Here is a 14515-nt window from a genome sequence, read left to right as displayed (position 1 = left end):
GTAGCCATTTTGAGCGAGTCCCATGGTGACAAGCACTATTCAACGGACGTACGGCTTACTGAGGACGAGTCCCAGATCCTACGGCGAGCCAGGCTCTCGAAGTCGGCGGCAAGCGCCATCAGCCGGGGCAACCTCATCGCGGAGGTCCCAAAGCTGACTCGTGTCGAAACCAGTTCCCTGTACCGACATCTCAAGCATCGCAGCGGCGCATCGTTGACCGCGATGGCCACGGCGGTCCAGTCCAGCCTTGCTCGCGCCGACGATGAGCGTGCGGCGCGGATCCTCCACGACTGCTTCCACGGAGCGATCGCGGTGACCGCCGCAACTGTCGCGCTGACCGAACGCCAACTCGCCGCGATCCTGCGCGCCCGTCCTGACGAGTTGCCGCAGACAGTTGAATCGCTGATGAATAACTGGAACGACGCCGATACGATCGATATCGAAGACTTTGGTTCTACATCGGTAGTGCGGGCGGCGGCCTGGTCGTCAATGGTTGTCGGCAGGCACGCGGGGGATGTGGCCGCCCTCGCCTGGCTACACGCGGACCCGCCTGCATTCTGGAGCACAGCGCAAATCGATGCCATCCAGTACGTGTGGGGGTCGGTTCGGGAGCGATATCCGCTTCTGCCGGAAGTGCCCGCTTCCCTGGAGAAGCTTGTCGAGATCCTTTCCGAACTGAGCGATATCGACTATGTAGACGATTCGGAGACTGTTGATGTCAGTGACGAGGAAGCGAGCATGCCGGAGGCGGTCGGATTGTTCAGCGTGACTGCGGCGGATGTCCTCGAGTCCAGAATGACCGGCCTGACCGAGAACCTCTCGGCCGAAGCGGTCCGAGAACTTCGTACCGGGAACAACCCGACCCTACTGGCAGAGTTCATTGCCGCAGGTGAGCGACTGGAGCAGGAGCGGCAGTCGATTACCGCAGAAGTCCTACCGACTCTCACTCGCACGATCGCTGCGGGCTTGCCAGTCGAGACTACCGACATTGCCGGGATCGTGGAATTCTCCGTGCATCTGCGCGTGCTGCTGGCCGCCGCAGCTGCTACCGCCGATGAGTCGGTCGCTGACCTGGACACGGCGCGAGCGGCCTTACAGCGAGCCCACGACGCTGTAGCTGAGGCGGATGCCGCCGATGAGCGGGTCGAGCAAGTTCGACGTCTTGCGGCGTTGACCGGGCCGGACTTCCTCGCCGAGCAAATCACGCTGATTCAGGCTCTGGCCTGCGATGTGACAGTTGACAGCGATGCGGAGACGGTCGGCGCTCTCCTGGCGCTGCTGGAACTCATCACCCTCGCAGGCCGAGACCTTCAGCGTGCCCACGAACTCGAGCAGATGGTCAAGGCAGCCGCACTACCCGCCGCGAATTCGTTGCTCTCCTTCGTGAACACCCCCGGCGCCTTCGCCCTCAGCGATACGCTCACCCCACCGCCCGTCACCTACGCCGATGCGGCCCTGCCCGACGACCGCCCGGCGGACGACGACACAGCCAGGTTCAGCGGCGATGCCACTGGTGACGACAGTGCCGCTACGACCCACGGTGACGCAGCGGACGGTGGCGCCGACGCAACTGTCGCCGATTCGCGCACGGATACGACGAACGAGGTTCGATCTGCTGGACAGCAGACCGAACCGGGGCTCGAAGATGTTCTCGCCCAATTGGACCTCATCGTCCCGATGCCGCGTTCGCCGCAGGCCCCAGCTGTCCCGCCCCCGGCCCCCGCCTCGGTCGCACCGAAGGCAGCAGGCTCGGACTCGTTGTACAGCGAACTGCTCCGATCAGGCGAACTGTCACTGGCCTACTGGGCCAAGGTCGCGGAAAACGCCGACACCTCGATTCAAGCTGCGCACCGGCTCGCGGCGCTCGCCGCCGCGATGAAGACCTCCGCCGGATCCAATGCCGCCGAATTCGCCTCGACTATCGCGGATCTCGAACCACGCGATCTCAGAGACCATCCCGGTCTGCAAATGCTCGTGTACGGAGCATCGGTGCGCGCAGGCTTGCTGTCTCCGATCACGGGGGCATCCGATCCACTGCGTGCGTCCGCGAGCGTCGTGCGCTCCGGAGACGCGGTCGCCGAGCTGACGGAAGTGCTGCAGGCCGCGATCTACGCCGGGGTGTACTTGACTCCTCGTAATGTCAATGCGGTGATCGAGGCGTCGGAGGCTGCATCGCAACACGACGCATTCGCCCGGGAGGCAGCCGCCAAGCTCAGGAACGCCCCGAATCGCACCATCAAATACGGCCCGGCAACCGAACTGTGGCAGGTTTGGATGGCGCCGGAAGATGGTTATCTCGGTGTACCTCTCAATATCGTCGCATCTGGGACACCGTCGCTGGAAGACCTGCAGTTCGTCCGAACCCGTGTCGCCGATCTGCGCACCCCGCGCAGTCTCGAGCAAGCCCTTGATCGGGCAGCCGCGCAAGCCCGCAGCCGAAAGCGGAGCGCGAAGCGGATCGAGGCCGGAGCGCGGATCAAGTTGCTCGACTGGGCGGGTGAGGTTACCGAACTGTTGGCACGATGGGTCGATACGACGGAGAACGTGCTGCCGTCCGACGGTGGTACGTGGATGACCGATCCAATCGCGGAGTTGCGGGCGAAGGTGGCCGCGGTCCGGGAACCAGCACTGGCTGAATTGGCAGTGCTGGGTGACAGCGGGGACGTGGCCCGCGATGCCGCGACCGATGCCGGGCTGAAACTGTTGAACAACGCACTGGACCTGCTCATGGGCACCGAGGTTGTCGACGGGCCTGAGACCTCGTCCGCGCGCACGCTCAACGGGCTCCTGACTTTGGCGCCTGCCGTGGAACTCTACCCGTCGATCAAGCCACGCGGTTCGGTCGAGTTGGCCGACATACAAACCGCATTCGACGCTCTACGCGCCGGCGACAACGGCTGGATCAAGGCATTCGACAAGCGCGCCGCGCGACATGATCAGGTGGGGACCCAGCTGCTCATCGAAACGCTGCGACCACGCAACTCGCGGCTCGCACAGCAGTTGTCGGCGGAGCGAGAGAAGGCCATCGACGCTTCCGTCGACCAAGTGGATCAAAACGCCGCCGCACTCGCGGCTCGTATCGACTCCGACCGGTTGTCCGGGCGGTTGACCGTGGATAAATGGACCGATCTGACTACCCGCGTGCGCGCCTGTCAAACTCCGCATCGCGGCGCTCGCAGCGACTTCGACATCGTGCTCGACAGGCTCAGCGAGCTCGAGCTCGAACGAGCCGAGGCTGTGAAGTTGGAAATCAGCACCGTCAGAAGCGCGCTCGACACCCTGGAGATCTCCGCCGACGCCGTGGAGCGGATTCAGCAGTGTATCGACAAAGGTGACCTGACCACCGCGGCGGAATACGTGGAGACGATCCGAGCCGGTCGCCAACTGCCCGCCAAGCACGCCGCCTCCGACCACCTGTGCCATTTCATGGGTGGTTTTCCGGACGCGTTCGCCGCCGATCGCCCCGGACACGGTGCTGACCGACGCCCGATGCTCGTCCAACTGCACGACGCTCTGGAAGCGGGCGTGTCGACCGACGATCTCCCGGCTGGTGCGCTCCGCGATACGCTGCGCCACGCCGAGATCGAGCTTCGACGGGTCGGTCGCGGAACGACCGCATCGTCCCGGATCGAGCAATGGACTCTGCTTGCGAAAAACAGGTCCTTCCAAGCTGGGATCGGTAACGTGAAGTCGATTCTCGGACAGGTCGGATTCACCTTCGACAAGGCAACCAATCCGCCCGCACGGCGCGGGCACTCCGGCAGCCGCGGTACGTGGCTGGACTTGCACGAAGTGCGGGCCAGCTTCGGCAAAGCTCTACTGCCCGCATTCGGGTCGGCGATGAGTCCGTCCGGCGACTCGTTGCGTCTGCTGGGCATCTGGCGTGCCCCGACACCGGGCGAACTCGTGGAGATGCTGCGCGACGAGCCGAACGATCATTCCATCGTGGTGCTCTACTTCGGTGTGCTCGCCTCCGACGCGCGCCGCGAACTGGCGGCGTTGTTCCGTCGCAACCGGCGGCTGCCCGCGACGATCGTGATCGATGACGCCGCGTTCGCGTATCTGTCGTGCCAGCCGGAACCGAATCGGGAAATCACGATGTCGACGCTGCTGCCGTTCACAGCGTCCGCACCGTTCGCACCGGACGTTCCGGGGGCGAGTATCCGCCAAGAGATGTTCTACGGCCGCAACGACGAACGCGGCAAGATCATCGACATGATGGGCCCCTGCATCGTGTACGGCGGACGTCAGCTCGGCAAGTCGGCGCTGCTGTTGGAAGCGGCTCGCGAGTTCGATGACAAGCAAGACCGGCATGCGATCTACGAGTCGATCTTCAAGATCGGGAGAGCGGTGCCGGTCGATGCGGTGTGGACGACGCTGTGGCCGCTGCTGGCCGAGCGGGACATCGTGCCACCGGATATGCCCGCGGGTGATGTCGCCGGTGCGCTCACCCAACACGTCACGGAGTGGGTCTCGGCCAGACCGAAGCGGCAACTGCTACTTCTCCTGGACGAATCCGACAAATTCCTCGACGGCGATGCCGAAGCTGTCAATGGGATGTTCACGCACGTGACCCACTTCAAGGAGCTGATGGAACGGACCAGACGTGCGGTGAAGGTGGTATTCGCCGGGCTGCATCAAACGGCGAGGTTCGATCGCCTCGCGAACCATCCGCTCGCGCACTTTGGAGAACCCGTCTGCGTCGGCCCGCTGGCACCTCAGGCCGCTTATGATCTGCTGACTCGTCCGTTGCGGGCGTTGGGTTATCACTTCGACGACCCTGATCACGCAGCCCGCGTTCTCGCACTCGCGAACAACCAGCCCGCACTCATTCAGCTGTTCGCCGCACAGTTGCTGCGTAACCTGCAATCCGACGCGATGCCCGAAGACGCTCCGCCGCAGACCGTGATCGCCGACGATATCGAAAGAGTGTGGGCGGACCCGGGTCTGCGGAAGTCTTTCCGCAAGCGCTTCGATTGGACTCTCGACCTCGATCCGCGATACAAGATCATCGCTTACAGCGTCGCACTCCATGCGCACGCCGGCGGCATCGACGCGACGATGTCGCCGAGCGAGCTGCGCGCCGAGTGCGAGACGTGGTGGCCCACCGGATTCTCCCCCGAGGACGTTCGCGCCGGAGAGTTCCGGGCGCTGCTGGATGAATGTGTCGATCTCGGTGTGCTGTCCTACACGGCCAAGGGATACCGGCTGCGCACACCGAACGTGCTCGACCTGCTCGGTGCCAAAGAGGAGGTGGAGGCGGTTCTCGATCAAGCCGAGTCCATCGAGCTGCCGGAAAGTTTCGACGGTAGCATGATGCGGCCGGAGTTCAGCGGAGGTCCGACCCGCGGGCCGTTGACGTCGCAGCAGATCGCGGATCTGCTGGCTGCGCGCAGTCAAGTCCGCCACGTCATAGGCTCGCCCGCGCTGACTATCGAACGGTGTCTGAAAGCACTACAGGACGAGAACGAACGTGCGGTGTCGGGACATCGCAAATACATTGTGCGAGCGAGTCCGACAACGCTTGCCAAAGTTTGTCAGCAAGGGGCATACAAAGCCCCCGATGGTCACGTGATCGTGCTGGTGGACCTGCTGAGGAACGTCACCTGGGAGGTCGCTGCGGCGACATGGAAACAGGCACGGGAGCTGATCGCCGTCCACTCCGGCGGCACCTTGGGGATCGTGCTCGTGTCCGGGCCCGCACAAGCGCCGGCATGGCCGGCCGCGGGGCGGGAGGCCAGCATATCCTCCGGACTTACCGAGTTGCGCCGCTACGATCGGACCGACCTGCGGCTGTGGCTGACCGAGACGACCTTGCCCTTCCAAGACAACGCGGCTCGTGACGAATTGCTCGCGGTTACGGGTGGCTGGCCGATGTTGCTGAACATCGTCGCCGATAATTGGACCAAGCACGGTTCTGGACTGCGCTCGGACCCACTGCGTGAGATCCGCGATCGGCTGACCGACCGCGAGCACTGCCGTAAGTTGGTCGAGGCGTCGGGAGTTCGCAGCGATGAGGCGCTGAGTCAAGCATGGGATCTGCTCGTGCGTGAATGCGCCGACGATCGCGCCGATCTCGAGACATTCGCGGAATACCTCACCATGCATAGCGAGGGCAGCAGCGATGAATCCGAGGCACTCACCCCGAACAAGCTGGCCCCCGCCGGGTACAAAGACACGGCAGACGTAGTCGAAGTGCTGCATATGCTCGGGGTGCTCATCGGTTCACGTGAGGATGGGCGGTTCGCACTCGAACCTGTCATGGTAGCCGCGACCCGGCGTGTGCACGGATGAGCCGGACCGCGCCGCAACTGCTCGATGCGATACTCCTCGACGCTGCCCGAGCTGCCCTGAAGTCACAGGCATATGCGGAACAGACGATCGACCCGCACGCATTCGCGCGGGCGAATAAGGCCGGACTGCTCCAACTCGTGGCGCGGGTACGCGCCTTGCGAGCCGAACTCGGGCAGAACTACCGAGACGAGTTGACCGAGACGCATTCACTGGTGGTGGCGCTGTTGGCTGACGATGCCGCGGTCAGTGCCGCCGCGGCGAAGAAGCTGTGTGACCCGCGCACGATCCGGGCGGCCCGTGGACGGGCCAAGTCTTCCGCAAAGACCGGGGGCGACGGCGAGGCACAGTCGGAGGTCACGGATGCTCGCGGCACGGTCCCCCCGGCCGCGATGCGTCGGCTGGAACGGCTCGAACGACGCCTCACCGAGACGCGTGCAGCCCGCGACCGGGCGAGGATACAACGCGACTATGCCAATGCGGAGGCCGATCGGTTGCGTCGTGACCTCACAACCGCCGAGGAGGACCGGGACGACTCGTTGGCCGTCATCGAGGCACTGCGAGCCGAGCTGGCCGCCGAGCGTGCACGGGCGGCGGAATGGGTCACGGATGTGTCAGCTGCGGCTGCGGTGTTGAAGACTGCGATTCTCCCCGAATCGGTCGATCACCCGATAATCGAGGACATCGATATGGACCCGCGCGAGCGTGAAGCTGTCGCGACTGCCCTCGCTGCCCGGCCATCGGCGCCGGTGTCGGTGGCCGACCCGAAGCTCGCGGCGGCGCTAGCCCGGGCCGATGTGGCGCCGGACGTACTGTTGTCGATACTCAATGCCCTGCTCGAGCCACCCGCACCAGTGGAATCGGTGTGGGTTGGCGAGCCGCGTGAAATCGCCCTGACCCCATTGGGCGGCGGCACCGATATCGGCGGCTCCTGCATGCTGGTGAGCGTCGGCGGCATCCGGATTCTCATCGACGCCGGGATGCGTGCCAACAAGCGGATCGACCAAGCTGGACCAGAAGATATCGATGTGGCGTTGGCCGGGCCGATCGCCGCGATCGTGATCACGCACGCGCACAACGACCACGCCGGGTATGTTCCCGCGCTGACCGCGAAATACCCCACTGTGCCGGTGATCTGTACACCCGAGACCGCGGCGATCCTGCCGACGATGTGGAACGATTCGGTGCGGGTGTTCGACCGAGCGCGTGGGCAACATGTCCGGGATGATGAACCGCTGGCGGAGCCGCCGTACGGAACCGTGCAGGTCCATGCTGCGCAGCGCCGCATCAAGGAGGTGCGGTGCGGCCGGACCGTCGAGATCGCCGCCGGTGTCACGGTCACTCTGTTTCCGGCTGGTCACATCCTCGGCGCGGCCGGTGTGGTGGTATCGGCAGGCCCGAACCGGGTCACTGTTACCGGAGATGTGTCCGACCTGGCCCAGTTGAGTGTTCCCGGTCTGGTGGTGCCGGATGTGGCGCGCGGGTCGGATCTACTGGTCATCGAATCGACGTACTGTGGGCCTCGCATTTCAAACCGCGAAGCCGAAGTCGAGAAGTTCGTCCGGATGGTGGCCGAGACCGTCGGTGATCCGGCGAACGGCGGGCGGGTGCTCGTGCCGGCTTTCGCCCTCGGGAGGGCGCAGGAAGTCGCGTTGACGCTACGCGATCGATTGCCGAATGTGCCGGTTCTCATCGATGGGATGGCCAAGGATATCGCGAAGATCCACGAGGAGCAGACCGCCGGAACCCCTCGGCCGCTCAAGATTTATGGCGAGCAGGTGTCGGCGGTGCAGCCAGGGCAACGGAATCAGCTGATGCGCACGTTCCAGCGCGGAGTTGTAGTCACCACGTCAGGGATGTTGACAGCCGGTCCGGCGGTGACCTGGGCACGCTCGATCCTGCCGGACCCGAACGCCGCGCTGCTGCTCGCCGGCTATCAGGACGAGGACTCCCCGGGGTTCGAGCTGCTCGAGCTGGCGAAAACCACCAGGAAGGCGACGTTCGTACTCGACCGTGAGGAGCTCACGGTCAACGCTCGAGTCGCGAAGTTCGGTCTGTCGGCGCACGCCGACCGAAAGGGCCTGTCCTCCATCATCGCCGAGGTCGGCGCGCACGAAGTGATGTTGGTGCACGGGCTTGCCTCCGCACAAAGGGATTTCGCGGACAATCTGACCCGCCGCAGGTTCCGCGTCGCCCCCACCCGGCACTGGGAGCTCGACAGCTTCTCTCGCAATCGGAAGGCACTCAAGTGACCGAGGAGGTATCCCTCATCAGCGTGTTGCTCCCGGGAACCGCGGATACGGGATTGGATGGCCTTGCTTTCAGCACGTTTGTCGATGGCGAGATTTCCGTACCTGTGTCCGCGGTCGACCAACTGCTGGTCGCGTTCAGCCACCACGTTATCGACCGGATGCCCCGAAGTGCGGCAGTCGTTCAGCTGCCGCGTGCCAACCATAGGATCGCGCTCACGCTCGCGATCTGTGTGCACCTGCTGCGACTGCAAGTACCGTTGGTCGCCGGACCCGTCGTGCTTGCCGCACTCGACGTGGACTTGACCGAGCAGCTCCGGCAGCTCCGTATGCGCAACTATCGCAGTATGGCCCTCGACCGAGGCAACCCGCTATCGGCACAACGACTTTCCCGCGGAGGAGAGCTCGTTCCGGCGGTTGGCGCCACGCCCCGTTCCTGCGATAGTTCTCTCGTCTACTTCAACACTCGAGTCGGCGACCCCACTCTGCCGCAATGCAACCCGCCACTTGTTGTCCTGGACGCAACCTCGATCACCAACCCGGATAGCCGTGCGCGAGTGCTCGCTTGGGCGTCGAAGCATTCGGCTGTTTCGACGGTTGTCGTCGGCGACATCGGCGACGAATCCCTCATAAAAATCGTGACCGCAACCGATTCCACGCCTCTTGTCCTCCCCGTGACCGATGCGGAGGTGAGTGCACTCGTCTACGAACTCAACCGGCAAGAGCCGTCGCCGAGTTCACTCTCAAGCATGTGGATGCTGTGGCATGAGAAGCAGCCCCCACTCACGATATACCGTGCCGGCGGCAACGAGATCAATGCTGCGATTGCTCGCTCGTTCGTCTGTCTGGCGACGCGGCCCGACGGGCTCATGCCACGAGCGCTCGACTACTCGACCAAGCTGCTCAATTCAGGAACCCGCCTGGCTGCGGCGGTGAACGACTATCGCAGAGCGTGCGCCTTCGCGGACCGGCCTGGCGAAGGCCCCGACGCCCTCCGACGTGCTCTCAGAAGCATGACCTTCACGGGCACCGGCCCATGGTATGCCTGGAGCGTCGCTCGATGGGGTGAACTCAAGATCGCCGTGGAAACGCTGTGGCGGCATCTCGATGAAACCAATCCGAAGCTCAGCCTCCTCTGGGAGCTGCTGGCACGCGCGGAGCGCGGCAGCTGCGGGCGGATCGTGATCCGCTGCCACAGCAAGGCAGCAGCCGTCGCTACGAGACAATCGCTCAACGGAGCGAATCGGACCGACGTGCAGATCGCACTGTGGACACGTATCGGTACAAGGGTCGAGGTCGACACCTTCGCCAAGCGCTACCCGCCGGGGCACGTTGACATCCAGATCCTTACCGGCAATCCCCCACCGCGGCATTTCGCCCTGCTGTTCAGTGGTGAAGCGCGCGCGACCTGGCTGCTCGCTTACGAAGCCGAAGACGCTGCTCTGCGGCGCAGGCTGCATGGTTGGCACGCCACGACCGATGCGTGGCGGCGCACTACATTTCAGGCGTTCGGTGCATCCGAGCCGACTGCTGTCGCCGGCCCACTATCCGCCGATGAGATCCACAGCACGCCGCCAGTACCATCCGAACTGCGTATACCTGAGCTTTCGCTCCTCGATGTGCTCGATCGCGCAGGCGATGCCATGGAATCATCAATGCTCAGCGCGACGCTCGGCGACTGGCGTAGCTCCGACGAAACCGAAAGCTGCGTACCGATTCACCTCGAAGACGGACGAATTTGGTGGGTGCCGAATGAGATAGACCAGGACGGCGACCTCGCCACACCTGTACTCGTGGTGGCCGACGACAAGCGCTATCTGCCCCTGCGTCATGTCCACCCCGGTGACGCGATCATCGTTCCGGCCGGTGACGGCACGGATTCCGTGCATGCCCGCCTCGTAGCCCTCAGCCATGACAACGATGATGTCGCTTCGCTCGACGCGATACTCGGGCAGTTCCGTCGGGCCGCCCGCTCGGTGCTCGAGGCGTATGACACACAGCAGGTGGCGATAGCGGCGGTTCGTCGCGCAGGCGCGCGGGCTCCGGGTGAGCTGAGCATGTGGGCCAGTGGCCGAACCATCGCCCCTCGGGTACCCGAGGACATCGCCGCAGTCTTCAGAGCCGCACATCAGACGGCACCCGACCTGCGGCTGCTGCGCACTGTCGCTGAGCGGCTCCGCACCTTGCATCGCTCGCTCGGTCACTTCGTGAAAGCACTTGTCTCCGAACGCGCCGACGACGCTGTCGGACAGCTTCGCCGCCTCGTCGGCGAGAGCGCAGACGAACTCCTGGACGAATTCCTCGCAGCAACGGTGACCAGTGTGGGTCAGCCCACCGATGTTCCTGTCGACCTCGCGGGTCGGATCGTTTGAACCAGCACTCGATGTCAGCGGTAGAGCGTAGGCTCTGTGCCGAACATGCTGTCGCGCAACCGAAGACATCACTTCCCAAATCCTTGGTGTGAATTCGCCTGCCAGAGACATCGGCTCCAGCTCACTCCACGACTATTCGAGGACGACATGACTGTAGTCACTTCGCATGACGCCAGTAGCCTGATCCCGCCCGTCGGTATCGAGCAAAGCCGGGAGAATCGGGCTGAGGAAATCCTCGTCCATCACATCCTCGCGGAACTGGTGGATGCGCTGACCGACCGGTCCGGTGGCGAGCACCCCTTCCCCTGGTCTCCTGAGCGCAAAGTCCGCATCGGCGTACTCGGCGCCACGATCGCGCCACCGACGGCGCCCAACCCCGGCGGGGTCGATGGCGCCGCATCTGCTGCCACCGCACCTTCGGTCGAGAATCGCGGTGTGATCGGTCTGGATTTCGTGGTGAAAGGCGCTCCGGCCACCGTCGATCTCACCGTCGACGTCGGCTATGCCATCTATCAGCAACTCTTGCCTGCCTTCATCGAGGTGTCGGAAGAGGCCGCACGGCGGACGACTTCCACCGCGAGTACGTCCCGTCGCCGTCCGACGGTCGCGCTCAACCCGACCTGGTACCGCGACCAACGACGCCTCAGCGTATCCATGTCCATCCCGGTCACCGGGGACGAGTACACGCGCATCAGCGATGAGCTGGCTGGGGGATGTCCGTTGGCAGCCGACGCGCAGGCCGCGGTAAACGACCATTACACCAAGGCTGCCGCGCTTTGGAAGTTGACAAACAACCAGACACTGCCGCTGGCCGCGGTCTCCAGCACGGAGGCTGCATTTCGTCAGGCGATCGACTCGCGCCGCGATCCGCGATGGACGCCGATCGCTCCGATCCCCCGTTTGACCGTCTCCACACTGCCGACAGTCGATGGGGACACCGCCGTCTCGGTGTCGATCACCAACTCGTTGGTGATCGAGGCACGCGGCCTGCAGGACCCGGCCCTGTACGACACCACACTCTCGGTCACCGTCCACACGCCTGAGCTGCTGACCCGTCAACTCGGGTTCGCCAACAATGACTGCCGCTATGCGACCCGCGCAACAGTTTTCGGCCGGGGCCGCGGCTGCGTCGCTCGACGAGGAGACAAGTCGAATGTAGTGATTGCAGACACCCTCCCGATCCACACCCAGCATCAAACCGATTCCACCGAGTTGACCGACATCTCCTTCGGGAACCTCATCGACAACTGGACTTCCGTATTAGGTTCGCTCAGCGCGGAAATGCGAGACTTCTACCGTGGCTGGGACTTCAGCGCAGCTCGGAACGCCGACGAGCGGCGTCAGATCCAAGCGCTCAAAGATCAGTTCGAGGCCGAGGTTGAGCGTTTCGAGCTCGGATTGGATCTGCTGCGGACCGATCCACACCTTGCCCGCGCCTTCGAACTTGCCAACACTGCTTTTGCAGCGTCGCGCGGCTCGACCGCCCGATGGCGTCTCTTCCAATTGGTCTTCATTGTGTCCGAGCTCACGGCGTTGGCTGGCCGCGAAAACCCAACCGACCCGCGCCTGCGTACCGAGCTCGATGCCGTCGATGTCCTCTGGTTTCCCACCGGCGGTGGAAAGACCGAGGCGTATCTCGGGCTTATCGTGGTCGCTCTCTTCTACGACCGTTTTCGTGGCAAGGAGCGCGGCACGAGTGCATGGCTGCTGTTTCCGCTGCGAATGCTGTCCGTACAACAACTCTCGCGAGTCAACGCGATTCTGCATCACGCGGAGATCGCACGTGCTGCACGGCACCTTCCCGGAGACCCATTCTCGCTCGGCTACTTTGTCGGATCGGGCAACACCCCGAACCGCTTGGCATACCCCGACGCCCACGGTTGGTGGCCGGGCCTGTCCGAATTCGCCAAAAAATCTCAGTCAGAGCGTGACCAGAGACGGCTCGTGGGGGCCTGTCCCGCCTGTGGAGACGACAATAGCGTCGGTCTGGATTGCGACATCACCGATCAGCGACTGCTACATGTATGCCGTTCCTGCGGGAATGTGCTGGCAATACACGCCAGCGACGACGAAACCACCCGCTACCAATCCTCGGTCATCGTGTCGACAATCGACAAGGTATGCGCCTTCGCCCGCAACGGCGAATTAACCGCCATCAACCGAGGTCCACGAGCCATGTGCCCGCAGCACGGCTGGTACACACACAAAACCTGTATCGCCAAAGACTGCGCCACCGCACCGTCGACGCATACTGCGCCAAACGGATTCAAGGACCCCACGCCAGCGTTGTGGGTCCAAGATGAACTGCACCTTGTTCGTGAGGAACTGGGTGTTTTCGCCGCGCACTACCACACGCTGCTCGCGGAACTGGCCCGGGGCGCACAGAACGAGCCGTCAAAGGTGATCGCCGCCACCGCGACCATCGAACAATTCGAGGACCAGCTGTCCCAGGTCTATGGTCGCCGACCGCGCATGTTCCCCACTGGCGGTGGCACCGTGGACAAATCCTTCTACACAACGACAACAGACGATGTGAGGCGTATCTACCTCGGCGTCCTGCCCGCAGGCAGTGGCACAGTCAAGGTCGACCTCGCAGGCGATCTGACCGCCCGCATCATCGAGCGAATCCATTACCTCACCGACGACCCCGCTCCCCTACTCGCCGCGCTGGCCAACGCGGGAGTAGCACTCACAGCCACCGAGGCGCGGTCCATGCTGTTCGTATACGAACTCGCGTTGGCCTATGTGAACTCCAAAGCACACGGTGTAGCCATCGTTGACGACCTCAATCGCCTGTCGGAACGTCTCATCAACTCCGATGCGGACCGGGTGCGATCCGAATATCTCACCGGCGAGTCATCACTGGGCGAGCTCGCCGCGATCATCGCCGAGATCCAAGCATCCGATCCCACGCTGAGCCGCGCGGAGCGTATTCGCGGCATGGTGGGCACCTCCGTCGTGTCCCACGGCGTAGATCTCGACCGGCTGAACTTCGAGATCCTCGCAGGAATGCCACCTACCTATGCTCACTACATCCAGGCGACCGCGAGGGCAGGCCGCAGGCATGTGGGGCTCGTGATCGATATCTTCGATCGGAACAACCGTCGCGAGACGTCGATGTACCAAAGCTTCCTCACCACCCATGCGGCCCTGGAACGTATGGTCGAACCGGTTCCGGTCAATCGGTTCGCGAGCCGCGCCGTCGAGCGAACCCTGCCGGGAATCATCTGCGCTCTGTTGTGGGACGAAACCCGCGACCCCAACTGGGGGACCAGCGCGAATATCGGCAAAACCCGAGAGTTCAGCGCATGGTGGAACGCCAGAGCTGCGAACTTCCTTCCTCAACTCAACGAGCGAATCGCAAGAGCGTTTCGCTGCCCGGTTTCGGATGTCGTCATGTCCGCAGACGAGCAGCGGCTCGTAGACGACGCCCTGCTCCGCTGGAACCAGATCGAACGTCCACGTCTCCAGCAGTGGTATTCCGATTGGCTCACAGAATTGTTCACCGGACCCGCCATGACCAGCCTCCGCGATGTGCAACCCCCAACCGAATTCCGCGGCGGCAACCAAGCCCAACAGGTCATTTCCTGCATGTACGCCTGA

The 14515-nt window shown here is 63.7% G+C and carries 4 protein-coding genes; all 4 read left to right on the top strand.

Features of this window, described 5'->3' with window-relative positions:
- Window positions 1–222: 222 nt before the first annotated feature.
- The gene (locus tag ON29_RS31315; RefSeq protein WP_040871816.1) at window positions 223–6294 is read left to right on the top strand and encodes a hypothetical protein; all 6072 of its coding nucleotides are present in this window, start codon (window positions 223–225) and stop codon (window positions 6292–6294) included.
- Entirely contained in the window at window positions 6291–8543 is a 2253-nt protein-coding gene (locus tag ON29_RS31310; protein ID WP_040871815.1) for an MBL fold metallo-hydrolase, read from the top strand. The genes ON29_RS31315 and ON29_RS31310 overlap by 4 nt, the downstream gene beginning before the upstream one ends.
- Window positions 8540–10912, top strand: coding sequence for a DISARM anti-phage system protein DrmE domain-containing protein (locus ON29_RS31305; RefSeq protein WP_157172968.1), 2373 nt, complete (start codon window positions 8540–8542; stop codon window positions 10910–10912). Before ON29_RS31310 ends, ON29_RS31305 begins: the two co-directional genes overlap by 4 nt.
- 147 nt (window positions 10913–11059) lie before the next feature.
- On the top strand, window positions 11060–14515 hold the full coding sequence (locus tag ON29_RS31300; RefSeq protein ID WP_157172967.1) for a DEAD/DEAH box helicase family protein: 3456 nt from the start codon (window positions 11060–11062) through the stop codon (window positions 14513–14515).

Source organism: Nocardia exalbida NBRC 100660 (genome assembly GCF_000308575.1).
In the GTDB taxonomy this organism is placed as follows: domain Bacteria; phylum Actinomycetota; class Actinomycetes; order Mycobacteriales; family Mycobacteriaceae; genus Nocardia; species Nocardia exalbida.
This window is presented reverse-complemented; position numbering and strand designations above follow the sequence as displayed.